Source organism: Streptomyces antibioticus, assembly GCF_002019855.1.
Taxonomy (GTDB): Bacteria; Actinomycetota; Actinomycetes; order Streptomycetales; family Streptomycetaceae; genus Streptomyces; species Streptomyces antibioticus_B.
On the sequence record NZ_CM007717.1, the window covers coordinates 6777414 to 6797817 of the forward strand.

The following is a 20404-nucleotide window of genomic DNA, read 5'->3' on the forward strand; positions in this document are numbered from 1 at the left end:
GGCTGAACGGACGTTCCCGTCCGCCGCTCAGGCGCCCCGGTTCCAGTCGAGGCGGAGGACCGCGAGGTCGTCGGAGTGGCGGCCGGCGTTGAGTTCGTGGGTTCTGCGGATGAGGTGGTCGACGTGCGTGACCGGGTCGGTGTGGGGGAGGTCCTCGATCAGGGCCAGGAGTCCTTCGACGCCGAGCCGGCGGGTCGTCTCGCCGTCGTGGCCCTCGGTGAGGCCGTCGGTGTACAGGGTGAGGGCGCCGCTCGCCGGGAGCGGGACGACGGTGGCGGGCCAGTGGCGCTGCTCGGGGAGGATGCCGAGCGCGATGCCGTGCGCGGCGCTCAGTTCCCGGGTGCCGTCGGCCGTCGTGAGCAGGGGTTCGTGGTGGCCGGCGAGATGGAAGGTGGCGCTGGGGGAGTCCTGGTCGAGGGTGAGGAGGGTGCAGGTGGCGAAGAGCTGCTGGCTGCCGCGTTCGGCGATCAGGATGCGTTCCATCAGGTGCAGCAGATCCTCGCCGCGGTGCCCGCCGAGCACGAGGGAGCGCCAGGCGATGCGCAGGCAGACGCCGAGCGCGGCGGCGTCGGGGCCGTGTCCGCTGACGTCGCCGACGACGGCGTGCAGCAGACCGTCGTCGCCCTCCACCACGTCGAGGAAGTCGCCGCCCAGCAGGGCGAGCGCGGTGCCGGGCAGATAGCGGGAGGTGACGCGCACCGTGGACGTGCCGAGGATCGGCTGCGGCAGCAGACCGCGCTCCAGCCGGGCGTTCTCCTCCGCGCGCAGCCGCGCGGCCTGAGCCTCGGCGCCCGCGCGTTCGGTCTGGCTGCGGTAGACGGCGTAGCGCAGGGTGCGGTGCAGCAGGTCCGCCTCGACCTTGCCCTTGACCAGGAAGTCCTGGGCGCCGGCGGCCATGGCGTCGGTGCCCGCCTGGGCCTCGGACAGCCCGGTCAGGACGATGACCGCGGTGTGCGGCGCCATGCCGCGGACGGCGGCGACGGCGTCGATGCCGGACACGTCCGGCAGATGCAGGTCGAGCAGGACGCAGTCGATCGGCGCGCCGGCGAGCGCGGAGCGGGCCGCGGCCAGCGTGGTGCGGACGGTCAGCTCGAACCGCATCCCGGTGTCGTGCAGGAGTTCCTCCACGAGCAGGGCGTCGCCGTCGTCGTCCTCGATCAGAAGGATGCGGTACACCGGTTCGTCGGGCGCCGCCTCGGGGCCCGTCCTCATGACCGCGGTCTGCGCGTCTGCTCCGCGCCGGGGCCCTCGGCCTCCGGCAGGACCGGGCGCACGGGGCTCTCCGGCGGCTCGGGGGCCAGGGTGAACCCGAGCCGGGTGCCCTCCCGGTACTCCGTGTCGACGGCGATGGTGCCGCCGTGGAACTCGACGATCTTCTTGCACATCGCGAGCCCGATGCCGCTGCCGGTGAAGGAGTCCTTCGTGTGCAGCCGCTGGAAGATCACGAAGACCTTGTCGGCGTACTCGGGCGCGATGCCGATGCCGTTGTCGGTGACGGAGAACCGCCACAGGTCGCCGTCCCGTTCCGCCGTCACATGGATCGCAGGCGCCCGGTCGGGGCGGCGGAACTTGACGGCGTTGCCTATCAGGTTCTGCCAGAGCATGCCCATCTGGGTCGGGTCGGCGACCAGGGTCGGCAGCGGATCGTGGGTGATCGTCGCGCCGGCCTCCTCGATGCCGATGCTCAGCGCGGACACGGTCCGCTCGAAGACCTTCTCCAGGTCCACGCTCTGATGGGTGTTGTGCATCCGCCCGACCCGGGAGAAGTCCAGCAGGTCGTTGATCAGGGTCTGCATCCGGTTGGCGCCGTCGACCGCGAACTCGATGTACTGGTCGGCCCGGGTGTCGAGTTGGCCGCCGTAGCGCCGCTGGAGGAGCTGGGTGAAGCTGGACACCTTGCGCAGCGGCTCCTGGAGGTCGTGCGAGGCGACATACGCGAACTGCTCCAACTCGGCGTTGGACCGCTGGAGTTCCGCGGCCTGCGCGTCGAGCCGCTGCCGTGCCTCCTCGGTGAAGGCCAGCTCCCGTACGAGACGGCGGCGCATGGAGTCGATCTCACCGCTGAGGCGCCGCAGGTCGGCGGGGCCGGTCGGGGAGATGGGGTGGCCGAAGTCGCCGTCGGTGATCACCCGTGCGTCCGCGGCGAGTTGCTCCAGCGGCCGGTTGATGCCGCGCCGCAGCCCCTCGAAGACGAAGGCCGTCAGCACCACGATGAGGACGGCGATGGCGCCGAACACGCCGTTGCGCAACGCCGTGACGGACATCAGGTCGTCCCGGGCCTGGACCCGGTCCGCGCGGAGCCGCTCCTGCTGTTCGCCCAGGGCGGCCCGGACGTCGTCGAAGGCGCTCTTGCCCTCCGCCGCACGCTCGGTGGCCAGCGGCGACGGCGCACCCGGCGGCGCGGCCGCGATCGGCCGCGCGATCCGCTCCTGCCACCGCTCCACGGCGTCCTGTACGGCCTCCAGGTCCGCCAGCCGGGCCTTGTCGCCCTGGAGCAGCCCGGCGAGCTGCGCCGTGCGCGTCTTCTCCTCGGCGAGGCCCTCGGTGTAGGGGACCTTGAACGCCGGTGTGCCGGTGGCGCCGTAACCGCGGATGCCCGTCTCCTGGTTGAGCAGCGCCGACTCCAGACGGATCGCCGCGGTCAGCGCGGGGGAGCGGACGTCGACGAGGTCGTTGCTGATCGTCTCGGTCCGCGCCAGGACCCATGCTCCCGCCGTGCCGAGGACGGCCAGGACCGCCAGGGACACGGCCGCCCCGACACGAAGCCATCGCCGGGTCGTCCACCTGGCGAGCCACGGTGCACGCGGTGGTCTGGTGTTGCCGGTCATCCTGGGAGGGCTCCTCGCTGCGACAGCCGCCCGAAGGCGCGGCCAGCACACTCTAGAGGGCGACAACGGTTGTTGTCGCGGGTGGTCCCGGGAGCCTAGAGTGCCGGGCATGCCTGGCAAGAACTTCCACCTGCGGACCACCCCGCAGGAGACGGCCGTCGTCGCCGACGACGCGGTCGGCGACCTTGTGCGGCGCCTCTCCGACCAGCTCCTCAAGGCTCCCGGGGACCCGCCGACGGACGACCCGGCCCAGGCCCTGGCCCTCCTCCACCTGCTGGACCACGTACGGCGGGCCGCCGAGCGGCTCCAGCGGGAAGCGGCCGTGGCCGCCGCCCGCGCCGGCGCCGGCTACCCACAGCTCGGCGCCGCCTGCGGCATGACCCGGCAAGGAGCCCGGCGCCGCTGGCCGGGACTCTTCCACCACTCCGACGAACAGCCCACGGAGCATCCGATGATGACCACCCCTGCCCGCCCGTTCGACGTCCTGCTCGTCGAGGACGACGTGGCCGACGCCATGCTCATCGAGGAAGCCCTCGCGGAGCGGGGAGCCCGCAACCTGGTCCAGGTCACCGACGGAGTCGCCGCGCTGGAACACCTGCGCGGCGACGGCAACGCCCGCCCCGACCTGATCGTCCTCGACCTCAACATGCCGCGCATGAACGGCCGTGAGCTGCTGAAGATCCTCAAGTCCGACGAGGACCTCCAGACCATCCCGGTCGTCGTCCTCACCACGTCCACCGCCCCGGACGACGTCACCGGCGCCTACAGCAGCCACGCCAACGCGTACGTCACCAAGCCGGTCAACCTGGAGGAGTTCGAGCAGGCGGTGCAGAGCATCGACGCCTTCTACCTCGACACGGTGACGCGGCCGCGGCCCTGACGGACGGGGCGCGGGTCCGGCGGCCAACCTCAGGAACCGCTCAAATCTCTTTCGATCCGTACCCGGCTGATGAACAATCGTCGAAAACACTGGCAGGTGCGGAGAATTCTCGGCGAGATGACGATGCAATCTGTGCGTTATGACCGCGAGCAGAAAAGATTTCATCTGCTCCAATGGGCGGCCGGGTGGAACGGTGATGCGACAGGCGAAAGCCTGTGGTCCTATTCGCTCAGGCTGGGCGGCTCGCACGCCCTTCTGAACGGCTGGGTGAAAAACGCCGGAATAAGGAACATCCTCACCGTCGAAGAGAACAGATCCCTGGACGCGGCGCTCGCCAAGTCGATGCGTGCGCGCCGACGGCCCGAAAAGGCGGCGGGAACCGCGCCGAAAGTAGGTCCCCACCGCGACCTTCGGCCACGCCCCCGTCCCTTCGGTAGGTGATCCGGTCCACGGGGAGGTGACAGAGCCCTCCGCTGCGTAGATTTGTCGACCATGAGGGACCGCGAGGGACCGGGATGGTCATGAGGGCCGACGACGGCGCGATGCGTACGGCGCCGAGATTCGCGCGGCACCGGTGGCTGCTGCCGTCCGCCGTGGTCGCGGAGCTGGACCCGGACGCCGAGCGTCCCGGCCGGCCGCCCCGGCGTACCGCGCGGGACTGGGTGGTCGACCTCACCTGCTTCCTGATCGCCATCGGCATCGGTCTGGCCGCCGCCGAGCCGCTCACCGGCGACCAGGACCTGCCCCAGGTGCTCGTCGCGCTCGATCTGCTGCTCGGCGCCCTGGCCTGCGGCGCGGTCTGGCTGCGCCGCCGCTGGCCGCTCGGTCTGGCCGTCGCCACGCTGCCCCTCGCCTTCGTCTCGACCACCTCGGCCGGGGTCGGCGCGGTCGCCCTCTTCACCCTCGCCGTGCACCGGCCCTTCCGGTACGTGGCCTGGGTCGGCGGCGTGCAGATCGCCCTGCTCCCGCTGCTGATGTGGGTCCGCCCCGACCCCGAGCTGGGCTACGGCCCGGCGGTGGTGTTCAGCGCCGTCTTCTGCGTCGCGGTCATCGGGTGGGGCATGGTCGTACGGTCCAAGCGGCTGCTCATGGTGAGCCTGCGCGACCGTGCGCGGCGGGCCGAGACCGAGGCACGGCTGCGGGCCGAGCAGGCGCAGCGGCTGGCCCGGGAGGCCATCGCGCGCGAGATGCACGACGTGCTCGCCCACCGGCTGACCCTGCTCAGCGTGCACGCGGGCGCGCTGGAGTTCCGGCCGGACGCGCCCCGTGAGGAGATCGCGCGGGCCGCCGGGGTGATCCGGGAGAGCGCCCACGAGGCGCTCCAGGACCTCCGCGAGATCATCGGCGTCCTGCGGGCCGGCGAGCCCGACGAACAGGGCGGCCGCCCCCAGCCCACCCTGGCCGCCCTGGACGCCCTCGTCGGCGAGTCCCGCGAGGCCGGCGCCAAGGTCACCCTCGACCAGCGGATCACCGACCCGGGCTCCGTACCCGCCTCCGTCGGACGCACCGCCTACCGCATCGCGCAGGAGTGCCTCACCAACGCCCGCAAGCACGCGCCGGGCGCCGAGGTCGCCGTGACCGTCACCGGCGGCCCCGGCGAGGGGCTCTCCCTGACCGTGCGCAACCCGGCCCCCGAGGGTCACGTCCCGCCCGTCCCCGGCTCAGGCCAGGGCCTCATCGGGCTGACCGAACGCGCCACCCTGACCGGCGGCAGCCTGGAGCACGGCCCCCGCGCGGACGGCGGGTTCGAGGTGCGGGCCTGGCTGCCCTGGCCCGCGGCGTAGTCGTCCAGGGCTCAACTCGGCGGCCGCAACCGTGATTACGTAAGGCACATGACTGCGATCAGACTCCTGCTCGTCGACGACGATCCGCTGGTGCGGGCCGGTCTGTCCTTCATGATGGGCGGCGCCGAGGACATCGAGATCGTCGGCGAGGCCGCGGACGGCGGCGAGGTCGAGGCGCTCGTGGAGCGCACCCGGCCCGACGTCGTCCTCATGGACATCCGGATGCCGGCCGTGGACGGCATCGTCGCCACGGAGCGGGTACGGGCCCGGCCGGACGCCCCGCAGGTCGTCGTCCTCACCACCTTCCACGCCGACGAACAGGTGCTGCGGGCGCTGCGCGCGGGCGCCGCCGGGTTCGTCCTCAAGGACACGCCGCCCGCCGAGATCCTCGACGCGGTGCGCCGGGTCGCGGGCGGCGACCCCGTCCTGTCGCCCACCGTCACCCGCCAGTTGATGGCCCACGCGGCCGGCACGGCGGCCGACACCCGCCACGCACGCGCGCGTGAACGGCTCGCCGGCCTCGGCGAACGCGAACGCGAGGTCGCCGTCGCCGTCGGCCGGGGACTGTCCAACGCCGAGATCGCCGCGGCCCTGTTCATGAGCGTCGCCACCGTCAAGGCCCATGTCTCCCGCATCCTTGCCAAGCTGGACCTCAACAACCGCGTCCAGATCGCCCTGCTCGCCTACGACGCGGGCCTCCTCGACGAGGACGGGCGCTAGCCGGAGGTCCGGGACGTTGTGACGAACGGCGCGGTGGCCCGCGCGTACGGCACCCCGCCCGCGCCCCGGCTCACTCGATCCCGGCCGTCGCCCCCGGGATCTCCGCCATCGACACGGCCCGGCGCTCCCGGCGGGACGTCTCGCACGCCTCGGCGATCCGCAGCGCGTGCAGCGCCTCGCGGCCGTCGCACGGGTTGGGGCGCTCACCCCGCAGCACCTCCACGAACGCGATCAGCTCCGCCTCGTACGCGGGCCCGAAGCGCTCCAGGAAGCCCGTCCAGGGCTTGTCGGCGGCCGGGGGACCGGTGGGCTCGGTGGAGGCGATCGGCGTGCGGTCGTCCAGCCCCACCACGATCTGGTCCAGCTCACCGGCCAGCTCCATGCGGACGTCGTAGCCCGCGCCGTTCAGCCGGGTCGCCGTGGCCGTGGCGAGCGTGCCGTCGTCCAGCGTGAGGACCGCGGCCGCCGTGTCGACGTCCCGCGCCGCGCGGAACATCGCGGGCCCCGCGTCGGACCCGGTCGCGTACACGTCCCGCACCTCGCGCCCGGTGACCCAGCGCAGACAGTCGAAGTCGTGGATGAGGGCGTCCCGGAAGATGCCGCCGGAGACCGGCAGCCAGTCGGCCGGCGGCGGCGACTGGTCCGAGGTCAGCGCCCGTACGGTGTGCAGCCGCCCGAGCCGTCCGGACCGCACCGCCTCCCGCGCCCCGGCGTACCCCTTGTCGAAGCGGCGCTGGTAGCCCATCTGGAGGATCGTTCCCGCGGCCTCCACCTCGGCGATCGCCTGGAGCGTGCCCGTCAGGTCCAGGGCGATGGGCTGCTCGCAGAACACCGGGAGCCCGCTGCGCGCCGCCCGGCCGATCAGTTCGGCGTGCGCCGCGGTGGAGGCCGTGATCACCACCGCGTCCACGCCCCAGCGGAAGATCTCCTCCACCCCCGGGGCGGCCGTCTCGCCGAGCCGCAGCGCGAGCGCCTGGGCCCGCGCGTGGTCCGCGTCCGTGAGGATCAGGGATCCGACCTCGCGGTGACGGCTGAGTGTGTTCGCATGAATGGTGCCGATGCGGCCCGTCCCGATGACCCCGATGCGCATGAGAACAAAGTGACCTCGCAGGCGGGCCTGTGTCAATGTGTATGTCCGGACAATCTAACTACACAACTTCCCGTCAACAGCGCCCGGAGCTACGCTCGGCGGGTGCAGAAACCAGAAGTGGACCCGACCGTGACGCTCGACCTGCGTGTGGACCGTAGCTCACCGGTCCCCCTGTACTTCCAGCTCTCCCAGCAGCTCGAGGCGGCGATCGAGCACGGATCGCTCACCCCGGGCAGCCTGCTGGGCAACGAGATCGAGCTGGCGGGCCGGCTCGGCCTGTCCCGCCCGACCGTGCGCCAGGCGATCCAGTCCCTCGTCGACAAGGGACTGCTGGTGCGCCGCCGGGGCGTCGGCACCCAGGTCGTGCACAGCCAGGTCAAGCGGCCCCTGGAGCTGAGCAGCCTCTTCGACGACCTGGAGGCGGCCGGCCAGCGCCCCGCGACGACCGTCGTGGTCAACACCGTCGAGTCCGCGTCCGCCGAGGTCGCGGCCGCGCTCTCGGTCGCCGAGGGCAGCGAGGTGCACCGGGTGGAGCGGCTGCGCCTCGCGCACGGCGAACCCATGGCCTACCTGTGCAACCACCTGCCCGCCGGCCTGCTCGAACTGGACACCGGCCGGCTGGAGGCGACCGGCCTGTACCGGCTGATGCGCGCCGCCGGGATCACCCTGCACAGCGCCCGCCAGTCCATCGGCGCCCGCGCCGCCACCGCCGATGAGGCCGAGCGGCTCACCGAGGCGGAGGGCGCCCCGCTGCTCACCATGCAGCGCACGACCTTCGACGACACCGGGCGCGCCGTGGAGTTCGGCGACCACATCTACCGGCCGAGCCGCTATTCGTTCGAGTTCCAGCTCCTCGTACGGTCCTGAGCGCGCCGGGCCGTCTCCAGGGCTCGCCTTGATCGTCGTATTGTCCGGACAATGCGACCGGAAGGGGCCTTCGTCCCCTGTACGGCACCCGCCGTACGCGTGAGGCAGAATTTGGCCTTGATGAGCACCTACGGCAACTTCACCGCCCCCATCGGCTCCCGCCGCGCCCCCGCCCTGCGCACGGTGGGCACCAGGGAGCGCCGCTCGCACCTGACCGCACCCCGGGTGCCCACGGTCGGCATCGACATCGGCGGCACCAAGGTGATGGCCGGTGTCGTCGACGCCGACGGCAACATCCTGGAGAAGGTCCGCGCGGAGACCCCGGACAAGTCCAAGAGCCCGAAGGTCGTGGAGGACACGATCGTCGAACTCGTCCTGGACCTCTCCGACCGCCACGACGTGCACGCGGTCGGCGTCGGCGCCGCCGGGTGGGTCGACGCCGACCGCAACCGCGTGCTGTTCGCGCCCCATCTGTCCTGGCGCAACGAGCCCCTCAGGGACCGGCTCTCCGACCGGCTGGCGGTGCCCGTCCTGGTCGACAACGACGCCAACACCGCCGCCTGGGCCGAGTGGCGCTTCGGCGCCGGCCGCGGCGAGGACCACCTGGTCATGATCACCCTCGGCACCGGCATCGGCGGCGCCATCCTCGAAGAGGGCCAGGTCAAGCGCGGCAAGTACGGCGTCGCCGGCGAGTTCGGCCATATGCAGGTCGTCCCCGGCGGCCACCGCTGCCCGTGCGGCAACCGCGGCTGCTGGGAGCAGTACAGCTCCGGCAACGCGCTGGTCCGGGAGGCCAAGGAGCTGGCCGCCGCCGACTCCCCGGTGGCCTACGGGATCATCGAGCACGTCAAGGGGCAGATCGGTGACATCACAGGGCCGATGATCACGGAACTCGCGCGCGAGGGCGACGCGATGTGCATCGAGCTGCTCCAGGACATCGGCCAGTGGCTCGGCGTCGGCATCGCCAACCTCGCCGCCGCCCTCGACCCTTCCTGCTTCGTGATCGGCGGCGGTGTCTCGGCCGCCGACGACCTCCTCATCGCGCCCGCGCGGGACGCCTTCAAGCGCCAGCTCACCGGCCGCGGCTACCGCCCCGAGGCCCGGATCGTGCGCGCCCAGCTCGGCCCCGAGGCCGGCATGGTCGGCGCCGCCGACCTGTCCCGGCTGGTCGCCCGCCGCTTCCGGCGCGCCAAGCGCCGCCGCGTGGAGCGCTACGAGCGCTTCGAACGGTTCACCGAGGCGGCCCGCCGCGCCCGGGACACCGCGTGACCGCCGCGCTGCCCCGCCAGGCCACACCGCCCGACGAACCGCCCCGCCCGCCCGAGGACCGCCGCCATGTGATCCGCCGCAGGGCGCTCACCCTGCTGATCATCGTGCTGCTCATCGGCGTCCCGGCCGGCTACCTGGTGATCTCCGCCAACCAGAGCCGCGACAGCGGCAAGGACAAGGAGGCCAAGTACTCGGCGACCGGACTGACCGAGGGCTGGCCGTCCAAGGTCCAGCGCCGCCTCTACCAGGTGCCGGTCCCGCACCCCTCGAACCAGGTCGCCTACTACGAGACGAACAACTGGAAGACCAGCCGGCTCTACGTGCAGTTCCAGACCACGCACGCCGGACTCGACCAGTTCCTCTCCGACATCGGCGTCAGCCGCGACGACCTGCGCAAGGACGACATCACGATCAGCGCCCGCGACCGGGACATCACCGGCTGGCGGTTCTCCGGACCCGGCGCGCGCACCGGCGAGTACTACGGCCTGGTCCGCGAGCGGAAGAACCCGACGCCGACCCTGGACGTCGTCGTGAACCACCAGAACCCGATATACCCCATGGTGTACGTCGTCTCGCGCACGGTGCCCTGACGGGCCGGCCCCGCCCGGGTCCGCGCCGCTCGGACAGGCCGCCGGGGCCGATTGTCGGACCCCGCCCGTAGAGTCGAGGACGAGTGATCCGACAGGCGGGCGGGAGGTGGACGATGCGTACGACAGAGCGCGCCGCGGCCGTACCCGTGGCCGCGCACGCCGCCGCCGTACGGCTCGCCGCCGTCTTCCTGCCCGCGCCCCTCCCGCGCGACGGCCGGATCGCCCTGTGGGACCCCGACAGCGGCCCGCTGCCCGACACCCCGCACGCGGAGCCCACCGAGCTGACCGTCGTCCGCCCGCACGGCAGCTCCGTGCGCCGCAGGCCGGCGCCCGCCCTGTCGCTGCCCCTCGACAAGGCGCTCCCGCTGCTCGTCCACGCCCGCCGCGACCCCGCCGCCCATCCCGCCACCGCCTGCTGGGGCGCCGCCGCGCTGCACGCCCTGCGGCTCGCCGCGCGCGGCCGTCTGCTGCCCGGCCTGACCCCGGCGGGCCACGACGCCTGGCGGGCCGGCCCGCTCGACCCGCAGGACATCGCACACCTGCGCGCCGTCGCCGCCGCCCTGCCCCCCGAGGGCCACGCCGTCCCGCTGCCCGGCCCCGGCGCGCTCCGCCTGCCGCAGCCCGAGGCCCTGATGCGCTCCTTCCTGGACGCCGTCGCGGACACCCTGCCCCGCACCCCCGCCGCGCCGCACGCGTGCGGGAAGCCCTTCGCGGACCGCCCGCCCCAGCGGCTTCCCGGCCCCGCCGCCCACGACTGGGCCGCCGAGGTCGCCGCCGGCATGGACGCGGGCGTGCGGATCTCGCTCCGCCTGGACCTCTCGGCGTACGACCTCTTCGACGACGGGGAGTCGGCGCGCCGCGCGGGCGCCGCGATCGTCCAGGTGCACAGCCTCGCCGACCCCACCCTGGTGACGGACGCGGCGACCCTGTGGGCGGGCGCCGCCGACACCGCCTTCGGGCCCCGCGCGCGGGTCGACGCCGCGCTCGCCGTGCGCCGCGCGGCCCGCGTATGGCCCCCGCTCGCCCGGCTCGCCGACCAGGACACCCCCGACGTCCTCGCCCTGTCCGAGGAGGAACTGGGCGATCTGCTCGGCGTGGCCGCGACCCGCCTCGCCGCCGCCGGGGTCGCCGTGCACTGGCCGCGCGACCTCGCCCAGGACCTCAGCGCCGCCGCCGTCGTACGGCCCGCGCCGGGCTCGGCCACCGACGGCACCGGCTTCTTCGAGAGCGACGAACTCCTCCAGTTCCGCTGGCAGTTGGCGCTCGGCGGCGATCCGCTCAGCGAAGCCGAGATGGACACGCTCGCCGAGGCCCACCGGCCCGTCGTCCGCCTCCGGGACCAGTGGGTCCTGGTCGACCCGGCGCTCGTCCGCAAGGCGCGCAAGCGCGAACTCGGCCTGCTGGACCCGGTCGACGCCCTGTCCGCCGCGCTCACCGGCACCGCCGAGGTCGACGGCGAACCGGTCGAGGCGGTGCCCGTCGGCGCGCTGGCCACCCTGCGCGACCGTCTCACCGCGGGCGTCCGGCCCGCGGATCCGCCCCCCGGCCTGCGGGCCACCCTGCGCGACTACCAGCTCCGGGGCCTGGCCTGGCTGGACCTCATGACCTCCCTCGGCCTCGGCGGCTGCCTCGCCGACGACATGGGTCTCGGCAAGACCGTCACCGTGATCGCCCTGCACCTGCGCCGGGCCCGCACCGAACCGACCCTGGTGGTCTGCCCCGCCTCCCTCCTCGGCAACTGGCAGCGCGAGATCCACCGCTTCGCGCCCGGCGTCCCCGTCCGCCGCTTCCACGGCACCGACCGCAGCCTCGACGACCTGACCGGCGGCTTCGTCCTCACCACCTACGGCACCATGCGCTCCGCGGCGCCCGCGCTCGCCGGACAGCCGTGGGGCATGGTCGTCGCCGACGAGGCCCAGCACGTGAAGAACCCCTACTCGGCGACCGCGAAGGCGCTGCGCACCATCCCGACGCCCGCGCGCGTGGCGCTCACCGGCACGCCCGTCGAGAACAACCTGTCCGAACTGTGGGCCCTGCTCGACTGGACGACCCCCGGACTCCTCGGCCCCCTGAAGTCCTTCCGCGCCCGCCACGCGCGTGCCGTGGAGAACGGCGAGGACGCGGAGGCCGTGGAGCGGCTCTCCCGGCTGGTCCGCCCGTTCCTGCTGCGCCGCAAGAAGTCCGACCCCGGGATCGTCCCCGAGCTGCCGCCCAAGACCGAGACCGACCACCCGGTCCCGCTCACCCGCGAACAGGCGGCGCTCTACGAGGCGGTGGTGCGGGAGTCGCTGCTCGCCATCGAGACGGCGGACGGCATCGCCCGCCGGGGCCTGGTGCTCAAGCTGCTGGGCGCGCTCAAGCAGATCTGCGACCACCCGGCGCTGTACCTCAAGGAGGAGGCGACCGCCGTGGGCGACGCCCTCGCCGCCCGCTCCGGCAAACTCGCCCTGCTCGACGAACTCCTCGACACGCTCCTCGCCGAGGACGGCTCCGCGCTCGTCTTCACCCAGTACGTCGGCATGGCCCGCCTCATCACCGCGCACCTCGCCGCCCGCGCGATCCCCGTCGACCTGCTCCACGGCGGCACACCGGTGCCCGAGCGGGAACGCATGGTGGACCGCTTCCAGAGCGGCGCCACCCCGGTCCTCGTGCTCTCCCTCAAGGCCGCCGGCACCGGCCTCAACCTCACCCGCGCGGGCCATGTCGTCCACTTCGACCGCTGGTGGAACCCGGCCGTGGAGGAACAGGCCACCGACCGCGCCTACCGCATCGGCCAGACCCAGCCCGTCCAGGTCCACCGCCTCATCACCGAGGGCACCGTCGAGGACCGCATCGCCGAGATGCTCCAGGCCAAGCGCGCCCTGGCCGACGCGATCCTCGGCTCCGGAGAATCCGCCCTCACCGAACTGACGGACCGCGAACTGACCGACCTGGTCCGCCTGCGAAGGGAGGCGTGATGCAGAACCCGAACCCCGGCACCAGCCCCGCCGACGCGGCCCGCCGAGCCCTGCGCGCGGCGCGCGACCGGGGCCGCCCTTCGACGCCGTCGACGGAGGAAGCGGCCTCCCACCGCGATGCCAGCCCGGGGGATGCGGTGCGTGCGGCGTTGCGGGGTGGCGCGACGCCCGCCGGCACCGACGGCACGGCGGTTCCGGCGCCGGGTGCCGGTGGTGCTACGGATCCGGTGCCGGGTGCGGGTGGTGCGATGGGCCCGGTGCCGGGCGCCGATCGTGCGACGGATCCGGTGCCGGGCGCCGAGGCGGCGGACGAGTCTCGGCTGCCGGGCGGGTCCGGTGCGTCGGACGAGCCATTGGCGCCGGGCGGGCCCCGCCCGCCGAGGCCGGGTGATGCGGTGCGCGCGCTCTTGGGCGGCCTGGCGGGCTCCGCCCCGGGTACCGAGGCCGTGGACGGGCCTCAGCAGTCGGATGTGTCCCGAGAGTTGGGTGAGTCCTGGGCGTCGAGGCCGGGCGACGCGGCGCGCGAGGCCCTGCGCGGCCCGTCGGGCTCCGCCCCTGGCAGCGAGACGGCGGACGAGCCCGACATGCCGAGGCTGGGGGATGTGGTGCGTGCGTCCCTGCGCGGCCTGGCGGGCTCCGCCCCGGGAATCGAGGCCGTGGACGAGCCTCGGCAGTCGGACGCGCCCCGGGCTGCGAGGCCGGGCGACGTGGCGCGTGCCGCCCTGCGTGGCGTGGCGGGCTCTGCACCCGGTATCGAGGCGGCGGACGAGCCTCCACAGTCGGACGAGCCTCGCCCGCCGAGGCCGGGTGACGCTGCGCGGGCTGCCCTGCGGCGTCGGATGGTCTCGGCCGACGGTGGTGTGACGGATCCCGTGCCTTTCGGCGAGGCCGTGGACGGGGTCCGGGGGTCGGGTGGGACGAGGCCGGGGGACGCTGTGCGGGCAGCTCTGCGGCGCCCCGCCGGTTCCGTGTCGGCGGACGGGCACTCGGTTGAGCCTGTCGGCTCCACCGGTCGTCCCGTGGGCCCGGTTGCGGACGGGACCCCGGCGGCCGGTGAGCGTCGGCCCGCGGAGTCGGGCGGTGTGCGGCCCGGGGATCTTGCTCGGGAGGCGTTGCGGGCGGCTCGGGCCGAGGCCCGTAGAGGGGAGGCGTCTGGCTCGCGTGCGGCTCGGACGCCCGCCGAGCGGGCCGTCGACGCCGTCGCGCGTGCCGGGGCCGGGGATGTTTCCCGGGATCGGGCCCGGGCCGTGCGGCAGGTGCTCGCCGGGGCGTTTCGTATGCCGTCGGACGCCTCCGAGCCCGAGCCTCAGCCCGAGCCGGACGTGGAGTCGGGGGTGGCGGCCCACGTGCCCCGTTCCATGGCCGCCCCCGCCCGGGACGGCGATCATCGGCGTACCTTTCCCGCCCTCGCGCCCCGGCCCGCCGCGTCCCGGTTCGCCGAGACCTGGTGGGGGAATGCCTGGGTCGCCGCCCTGGAGGAGGGGGCGCTGGACGCCAAGCGGCTGGCGCGGGGGCGGAGTTACGCCGAGCAGGGCAGCGTGGACGCCATCACGGTCACCCCGGGGCTGGTCCTCGCGTACGTGCGCGGGAGCCGCCCCCGGCCCTACCGCGTACAGGTGCGGCTGCGCACGTTCGGCGCCGACGACTGGGAGCGTTTCCTGGACGCCGCAGTGGAGCGCCCCGCGCACATCGCCGCGCTGCTCGACAAGGAGATGCCGGAGTCGCTCGCCGAGTGCGGGGTGCCGTTGCTGCCCGGCCCCGGCGACCTCGATCCGCACTGCACCTGCCCCGACCGCGGCCACCCCTGCAAGCACGCCGCCGCCCTGTGCTACCAGACCGCACGTCTCCTGGACGCCGACCCGTTCGTGCTGCTCCTGCTGCGCGGCCGGGGCGAACGCGAGCTGCTGGACGCGCTGTCCCGCCGTAACGCCGCGCGGGCGGCCCGCGCCGCCCAGGAGCGGGACCCGGCACCGCTGCCGGGCGTCCGCGCCACCGAGGCCCTCGCCGCGCGCCGACTCCCGCCGCTCCCGCCCCCGTCGGCCACGCCCGCGCACCCCGAGCAGCCGCCGGCCTACCCGTCCGCGCCGGGCGGACCCGACGCCTTCCAGCTCGACCAGCTCGCCACCGACGCCGCCGCCCGCGCCCACGCCCTGCTGGCCACCGGCCACGACGAGATCGGCGAACTCACCCTGTGGCAGGACGCGGTACGGCTCGCCGCCGCCCGCCCCGGCACCGGGCTGACCGCCGCCACCCGCTCCCTCTACGCCTCGCTCGCCTCCGCCACCGGCCGCACCCCGGCCGACCTGGCGCGCGCGGTCGCCGCCTGGCGGCAGGGCGGCCCGGACGGCCTCACCGTCCTGGAGGAACCCTGGGACCCGCCGGCCGGCCGCTTCGACCGGGCCCGCCCGCTGCTCCTGGCCGCCGACCTCCCCGCCTTCCGGCCCTGGCGCAACCACCTCACCCACCCCCGGGGCGGTCTCCAACTCCGCTTCGGCCGCGACGGCCTGTGGTACGCCTACGAGTCCGAGCCGGGCCGTGACGACTGGTGGCCCCGCGGCACCCCCGACCCGGACCCCGTCGGCGCCCTCACCGGCCTCGGCGGCGACGACCCCGAGGAACCCTGACCGGCCCGAGCGCACCGTCGAACGCCCGAACTCCCGGAAGTACGGGACGACTTCACCGCCGTCTCCTACCATGGCCCCCGTGAACCTCGACACCCACCGCCCCGTTCCGCGGTCCCGCGCGTCGCTGTCGCGCGGCTGTTGTTGAGTCACCTCTTCCCCACCCCACCTGCCAGGGACGTGGCCGCGGCACGCCCGTGACCGCCCGCCCGGTCCAGGTCTCCCGCACCACACCTCCCGCACCACACCTCGCGCACCGCCCCTTCCCGCCCCGGAAAGTCCCCGCCCCGGAAAGGCAGGCCCCCATGCCCGTCTCCACGTCCGAATCCGCCTACGACCGCCGCAGACTGCGCCAATGGCTGGCCGGTGAGGCCCGCGCCGACGGCGTCGCCCGCCGCGACATGCTCCGTCTCCTGGCCGCCGCGGGACTCGCGAGCGGCGGCGCCCTCCCCGCCCTCGCGGCCCCCGCCCTCGCCACGCCCGCCCTCGCGGCCCCCGCGAGCACCGCCCCCGCGAGCACCGCCCCCGGCATCGTGAAGCCGCTCCCCGACGACCGGTTCACCGTCCGCGGCACCAACGCCGAGTCGAAGTTCGCCTCCTTCGCCGGCACCGGCTACCACACCCCCGCCGACCGCTTCTTCGTCCGCAACCACACCTCCACGCCCGTCCTGGACGCGGCCGACTGGCGGCTCACCGTGCACGGCGACGGCCTGCGCGGCGGCCCCGTGGACCTCACCCTCCGCGACCTGAAGCGGCTGCCGGCCGTCACCCGCACGGCGTTCGTGGAGTGCGCGGGCAACGGCCGCAGCTTCTTCACGAGCCAGCAGGGCCAGCCGGTCAGCGGCACGGCCTGGACGCTCGGCGCGATCGGCACGGCGAGCTGGCGCGGGGTGCGGCTCGCGGACGTCCTCAGGCGCGCCGGTCTGCACCGGCGGGCCGTGGACGTGCTGCCCCGCGGCCTCGACCCCGACTACGTCACCGCGGACGGCACGAACCTCGGCCGGGTCCGCCGCCCGCTGCCGCTGTCCAAGGCCCTCGACGACGTCCTCCTCGCCTACGCGATGAACGGCGAACCGCTGCCGTACGACCACGGGTTCCCGGTCCGGGTCGTCGTGCCGTCCTGGATCGGCATCGCGTCGGTCAAGTGGGTCGGCGACATCGAGGTGGCCGCCCAGCCGCTCTACTCGCCCTGGAACACCGACTTCTACCGGCTGTTCGGCGCCGCGTACCCCGAGGGCGGCAGCGCCCGCTGAGCCGGCAGACCGTCAAGAGCGCCTGGGAGCTGGACTGGGACGCGGCTCTCGACGCGCGCGTGGCGCACCGGCTGACCGGACGCTCGTGGTCGGGGGCGGGCGGTGTGGTCCGGGTCGAGGTGAGCACCGACGGCGGCGCGTCCTGGCGGCGGGCCCGGCTGCACGACACCCCGCGCCGGCACGGCTGGGTCCGCTGGTCCACGAACTGGCGTCCCTCGGCGCCAGGTTCGTACACCCTGCTCGCGCGGGCGACCGACAGCGCGGGCCGTACCCAGCCCGACACCACCGTCCCCAACACCCAGGGCTACCTGTTCGACGCCGTCGTACGGCACCCGGTGCGCGCGGTCTGAGCCCGCGCGGCAGCCCGGGTGACACGCCGAGGCCCGGCCGGTGGACCGTCACCGGCCGGGCCCGTCCCGGGGGCGGGGGACTCAGGCCGACGCGGACCCGACCCCGCCGCGCCACGGCGGAGCCGCCGCCCGCCGGTCGTCCCGTCCGGCGTGTGCCGCCTTGTCGGTCCGGCGGCGCAGCCGGTCCTGGAGCTGGTCGACCAGCTCATGTCCGGTGGCCGCCTCGGCGAGGACGACCACCTCGTGCCGTCCGACGTGGAGGGCGGCCGTCGCCGACCAGGGCCGGCCCGCGTGCGGGGCGGACGACCTCGTGAGGTGCACCTCGCCGCTGACGGCGGGCAGACCCGGCCGGCCCACCACCGCGTCGATCTTGGTGCGGGCGTACGCCAGTGTCTCCGCGTCCACCTCGCCGTCCGCGCGCAGCAGCACGCCGGAGGCGGGGGCGGGGGCGGTCGTGCGCGTGTCCTTGCCGGTCATGACAGTTCCTTTCCTGGAGTGCGGTGGGACGGCCCGTGCCGTCCGGGTCCGTGTCGTCCGGGCCGTATCGTTCGGCCCGTGTCGTTCAGACCGTGGCGCCGGGCAGCCACAGGTCGGGGCCGAAGACCTCGTAGCGGATCCGCTGCGCCGGGATCCCGGCGCCCAGAAGCCGCGCGCGGACGTCGCGCATGAACGGCAGCGGCCCGCACAGGAACACCGTTGCTTCCGAGGGCAGTTCGACACCCGCCAGGTCCATCAGGCCCTCGTGGGCGACGCCTTCCTCCGAGCCGGGGCGCTCGTACCAGAACTCGGCACGCGCATCGGGCAGTTGATCGACGAGGTCGCGGATTTCGGCGCGCAGGGCGTGGTCGGCGGGGGAGCGGTCGGCGTGCAGGACCAGCACCGGGCGGGTCGAGCCGAGGGCGGCGAGATGGGCCAGGATGCTCGCCATGGGGGTGCCGCCGATGCCCGCGGAGACCAGGACGACCGGGGTACCGGCGTCGGCGGGGTCGTCGAGGAAGACATCGCCGAAGGGCGCGGAGAGGGTCAGTTCGTCGCCCTCGCGCACCTGGTCGTGCAGCAGCGCGGAGACCTCGCCGTCGGGCGCGTCGTCGGTGCCGGTGACCCGTTTGACGGTGATCCGCCGCAGGTCCCCGCCCGGGTCCGAGGACAGGCTGTACTGGCGCGGCTGGCGCACCCCGTCGCCCATCAGGACCCGCACGCTCACGTACTGGCCCGCGCGGGCCCGCGGCGCCGGGAGGCCGTCGGCGGGGCGGAGCAGGAACGACACCACGTCCGGGGTCTCGGTGCGCCGCTCGACGACCGTCCACTGCCGCCACACCTTGCCGGGCGCGACCTCCGCGTCCTGGTACAGCCGGGCCTCCCGGCCGATCAGCGCGCCGGCCATCAGCCAGTACACCTCGTCCCAGGCGGCCGCGACCTCCGCGGTGACGGCGTCGCCGAGCACCTCGGCTATCGCGCCGAACAGGTACTTGTGCACGATCGTGTACTGGTCGTCGGTGACACCGACCGCCGCGTGTTTGTGCGCGATCCGGTCGAGCAGCGCGTCCGGGCGGGTGTCCGGATCGTCGAGCAGCGCGGTCGCGAACCCGGCGATCGAACCGGCCAGCGCCTGCCGCTGGGCCCCGCTGGCCTGGTTGCCCCGGTTGAAGATCCCGTCCAGGAGTTCCGGCCGGTCGCGGAACATCGTGCCGTAGAAGCGGGCCGTGATCTCGTCGAGCGCCCCGGCCACGGCGGGCAGGGTGGCACGGACCACGGCGGCGGATTCTGCGGACAGCATGAGGGCCTCCCGGGCAGGGACAGAAGGAAGAGCGAGGGGCGGGCACCGCGTCGGATCCGGCGGGCGATCTCCTGTCTAGCAGTCGCCCGCCCGTGTTTCGGCGCCGTTGACCGGAGTTGGCCCAAGAGGGGCCGAACGGCCCCATGAGTCGGGGCACTTCGGTCCATCGGGCCGGCCGTCGTCGGGCCACTCGGCACCGGGACGGCCTCCGTTCGGCCCTGCGGCAGGGGACCTGCGGGCTCTGCACCGGACCGTTCCCCCGCCGCCACCCTGAAACCGGAAGCCGTACCGACCCAGGGAGTGAGAACCATGGACGCACCGGCCGCACGAGCCCTCCCCAGGCCCCTGGTCGTGGGCGTGGACGGTTCCGAGCCGAGCCTGCGGGCCGTCGACTGGGCGGCCGACGAGGCCGTCCTGCGCGGGGTGCCGCTGCGGGTGGTGTACGCCTGCCTGTGGGAGCGGTACGAGGGCGCCGCGCTCGCCCGGGACATCGGCCGGCCGTCGGCGGTGCCGTTGGCCCAGGACGTCGTCGGCGCCGCCGCCCGGCGGGCACGCGCCCGGCAGCCCGCCCTGCGGGTGACCGCCGACGTGGTCCTGGAGGAACCCGAGTACGCCCTCGTGCGCGAGGGCCGCAACGCCTCCGCGCTGGTCGTCGGCACCCGTGGCCGCGGTGGCCTGGCGGAGGCGCTGCTCGGCTCCGTCAGCCTCGCCGTCGCCGCCCACGCCGACTGCCCGGTCATCGTGCTGCGCGGCGGGCACGACCACCAGGCGACGCCCCCGGTGCGCGGCCGTGTCGTGGTGGGCGTCGGCGACGAGACGAAGGACTCGCCGGTGGTGCGGTTCGCCCACGAGGAGGCCCGGCGGCGTGGCGTGCCGCTGGACGCCGTACGGGCGTGGCGGTGCCCGGCGCGGGAGAGCACCGACCACCCGCTGCTCGCCGGTGAGCCCGCCCGGCTGCACGAGGAGCAGGCCGTCGAGGAGCTGGACGCGGCGCTGCGGGACGTCCCGGCGGACGTCGACGTACGCCGCCGTACCGTCGAGGGCCCCGCCCGCCGGGTGCTGGTCGACGCCTCGCACGAGGCCGATCTGCTGGTCGTCGGCGCGAGGCGCCGCGGCGGCCGCTTCGGGCTCCAGCTCGGACGGGTCGCCCACGCGGCACTGCACCACTCCGCCTGCCCGGTGGTCGTCGTACCGCACCCGGCGGGGACGACGGACGACCCGGCGCAGTGGACGGACCGGAGGTGAGCGCGGTGACCACGTCACCGGGGGAGGCCCCGGCACGGACCTGGGAGTCCTGGAAGCCGTACGCGGTGCTGCTCGTGCTCTCCACGGCGGTCGCCTACGTGCTCGGCGCGGTGCGCGACGCCCTGGCACTCCGCCACAACCCACCTGTCCCGCGCGACGCGTGAGGAGGACGT

General features: G+C 74.5%; 16 protein-coding genes and 1 pseudogene. 12 read left to right on the top strand and 5 right to left on the bottom strand.

The features are described from left to right. Positions 1 to 27 precede the first annotated feature (27 nt). Together AFM16_RS30715 and AFM16_RS30720 are read right to left on the bottom strand one after the other, a co-directional pair. Complete coding sequence (locus AFM16_RS30715) at positions 28 to 1212, bottom strand: PP2C family protein-serine/threonine phosphatase (RefSeq protein ID WP_078635644.1); 1185 nt, start codon at positions 1210 to 1212, stop codon at positions 28 to 30. Continuing rightward, positions 1209 to 2828, bottom strand: a complete 1620-nt coding sequence (locus AFM16_RS30720) for a sensor histidine kinase (protein WP_078635646.1) — start codon at positions 2826 to 2828, stop codon at positions 1209 to 1211. The genes AFM16_RS30715 and AFM16_RS30720 overlap by 4 nt, the downstream gene beginning before the upstream one ends. 109 nt (positions 2829 to 2937) lie before the next feature. On the opposite strand from AFM16_RS30720, the gene AFM16_RS30725 reads away from it, so the two are divergent. The 4 genes from AFM16_RS30725 (at position 2938) to AFM16_RS30735 (ending at position 6212) form a co-directional block, all read left to right on the top strand. Next, a complete protein-coding gene (locus AFM16_RS30725) occupies positions 2938 to 3708 on the top strand; it encodes a response regulator (protein ID WP_030792186.1) in 771 nt (256 codons plus the stop codon). Positions 3709 to 3777: 69 nt separating this feature from the next. After that, entirely contained in the window at positions 3778 to 4149 is a 372-nt protein-coding gene (locus tag AFM16_RS39155; protein WP_143648469.1) for a hypothetical protein, read from the top strand. An 80-nt stretch (positions 4150 to 4229) separates the two neighbouring features. Further along, a complete protein-coding gene (locus AFM16_RS30730) occupies positions 4230 to 5492 on the top strand; it encodes a sensor histidine kinase (RefSeq protein ID WP_078637140.1) in 1263 nt (420 codons plus the stop codon). 48 nt (positions 5493 to 5540) lie between these two features. Continuing rightward, the gene (locus AFM16_RS30735; RefSeq protein WP_078635648.1) at positions 5541 to 6212 is read left to right on the top strand and encodes a response regulator; all 672 of its coding nucleotides are present in this window, start codon (positions 5541 to 5543) and stop codon (positions 6210 to 6212) included. 70 nt (positions 6213 to 6282) lie between these two features. Here AFM16_RS30735 and AFM16_RS30740 read toward each other — a convergent pair whose 3' ends face one another. Beyond that, positions 6283 to 7302 (bottom strand): Gfo/Idh/MocA family protein, encoded by a 1020-nt coding sequence (locus AFM16_RS30740; RefSeq protein WP_030792195.1) that lies wholly within the window; start codon positions 7300 to 7302, stop codon positions 6283 to 6285. Between the two features lie 129 nt (positions 7303 to 7431). Between AFM16_RS30740 and AFM16_RS30745 the strand changes: the two genes are divergently transcribed. The 6 genes and pseudogenes from AFM16_RS30745 to AFM16_RS30770 all read left to right on the top strand — a co-directional run bounded on the left by AFM16_RS30745 (position 7432) and on the right by AFM16_RS30770 (position 17209). After that, a complete protein-coding gene (locus tag AFM16_RS30745; protein WP_179123393.1) occupies positions 7432 to 8169 on the top strand; it encodes a GntR family transcriptional regulator in 738 nt (245 codons plus the stop codon). Between the two features lie 120 nt (positions 8170 to 8289). Beyond that, positions 8290 to 9438, top strand: coding sequence for an ROK family glucokinase (locus AFM16_RS30750; RefSeq protein ID WP_030792201.1), 1149 nt, complete (start codon positions 8290 to 8292; stop codon positions 9436 to 9438). Further along, a complete protein-coding gene (locus AFM16_RS30755; protein ID WP_030792203.1) occupies positions 9435 to 10028 on the top strand; it encodes a hypothetical protein in 594 nt (197 codons plus the stop codon). Before AFM16_RS30750 ends, AFM16_RS30755 begins: the two co-directional genes overlap by 4 nt. Positions 10029 to 10141: 113 nt before the next feature. After that, complete coding sequence (locus AFM16_RS30760; RefSeq protein ID WP_078635652.1) at positions 10142 to 12985, top strand: SCO1167/SCO6262 family helicase; 2844 nt, start codon at positions 10142 to 10144, stop codon at positions 12983 to 12985. An 839-nt stretch (positions 12986 to 13824) separates the two neighbouring features. After that, complete coding sequence (locus tag AFM16_RS30765) at positions 13825 to 15609, top strand: SWIM zinc finger family protein (protein ID WP_107419180.1); 1785 nt, start codon at positions 13825 to 13827, stop codon at positions 15607 to 15609. A 302-nt stretch (positions 15610 to 15911) separates the two neighbouring features. Continuing rightward, a pseudogene (locus AFM16_RS30770) lies at positions 15912 to 17209 on the top strand (sulfite oxidase). Positions 17210 to 17290: 81 nt separating this feature from the next. Here the strand turns inward: AFM16_RS30770 and AFM16_RS30775 are convergent. Both AFM16_RS30775 and AFM16_RS30780 read right to left on the bottom strand, forming a co-directional pair. Further along, positions 17291 to 17686: a hypothetical protein gene (locus AFM16_RS30775; protein WP_078635654.1), complete on the bottom strand. Its 396-nt coding sequence runs from the start codon at positions 17684 to 17686 to the stop codon at positions 17291 to 17293. Positions 17687 to 17771: 85 nt separating this feature from the next. Next, the gene (locus AFM16_RS30780) at positions 17772 to 18986 is read right to left on the bottom strand and encodes a globin domain-containing protein (protein ID WP_078635656.1); all 1215 of its coding nucleotides are present in this window, start codon (positions 18984 to 18986) and stop codon (positions 17772 to 17774) included. Between the two features lie 309 nt (positions 18987 to 19295). On the opposite strand from AFM16_RS30780, the gene AFM16_RS30785 reads away from it, so the two are divergent. Then, positions 19296 to 20231 carry a universal stress protein gene (locus AFM16_RS30785; protein ID WP_078635658.1) on the top strand — a complete coding sequence of 312 codons (936 nt, stop codon included), beginning with the start codon at positions 19296 to 19298 and terminating at the stop codon, positions 20229 to 20231. Positions 20232 to 20236: 5 nt separating this feature from the next. Further along, the gene (locus AFM16_RS39535; protein WP_167797278.1) at positions 20237 to 20395 is read left to right on the top strand and encodes a hypothetical protein; all 159 of its coding nucleotides are present in this window, start codon (positions 20237 to 20239) and stop codon (positions 20393 to 20395) included. The last annotated feature ends 9 nt before the right edge of the window (positions 20396 to 20404 follow it).

Coding starts and splice junctions, on each gene's coding strand:
- AFM16_RS30715 (WP_078635644.1), bottom strand. CDS start 1,212: ATGAGGACGGGCCCCGAGGCGGCGCCCGACGAACCGGTGTACCGCATC.
- AFM16_RS30730 (WP_078637140.1), top strand. CDS start 4,230: ATGAGGGCCGACGACGGCGCGATGCGTACGGCGCCGAGATTCGCGCGG.
- AFM16_RS30775 (WP_078635654.1), bottom strand. CDS start 17,686: ATGACCGGCAAGGACACGCGCACGACCGCCCCCGCCCCCGCCTCCGGC.
- AFM16_RS30785 (WP_078635658.1), top strand. CDS start 19,296: ATGGACGCACCGGCCGCACGAGCCCTCCCCAGGCCCCTGGTCGTGGGC.
- AFM16_RS39155 (WP_143648469.1), top strand. CDS start 3,778: ATGAACAATCGTCGAAAACACTGGCAGGTGCGGAGAATTCTCGGCGAG.
- AFM16_RS30740 (WP_030792195.1), bottom strand. CDS start 7,302: ATGCGCATCGGGGTCATCGGGACGGGCCGCATCGGCACCATTCATGCG.
- AFM16_RS30750 (WP_030792201.1), top strand. CDS start 8,290: ATGAGCACCTACGGCAACTTCACCGCCCCCATCGGCTCCCGCCGCGCC.
- AFM16_RS30760 (WP_078635652.1), top strand. CDS start 10,142: ATGCGTACGACAGAGCGCGCCGCGGCCGTACCCGTGGCCGCGCACGCC.
- AFM16_RS30720 (WP_078635646.1), bottom strand. CDS start 2,828: ATGACCGGCAACACCAGACCACCGCGTGCACCGTGGCTCGCCAGGTGG.
- AFM16_RS30735 (WP_078635648.1), top strand. CDS start 5,541: ATGACTGCGATCAGACTCCTGCTCGTCGACGACGATCCGCTGGTGCGG.
- AFM16_RS30765 (WP_107419180.1), top strand. CDS start 13,825: ATGGTCTCGGCCGACGGTGGTGTGACGGATCCCGTGCCTTTCGGCGAG.
- AFM16_RS30780 (WP_078635656.1), bottom strand. CDS start 18,986: ATGCTGTCCGCAGAATCCGCCGCCGTGGTCCGTGCCACCCTGCCCGCC.
- AFM16_RS30725 (WP_030792186.1), top strand. CDS start 2,938: ATGCCTGGCAAGAACTTCCACCTGCGGACCACCCCGCAGGAGACGGCC.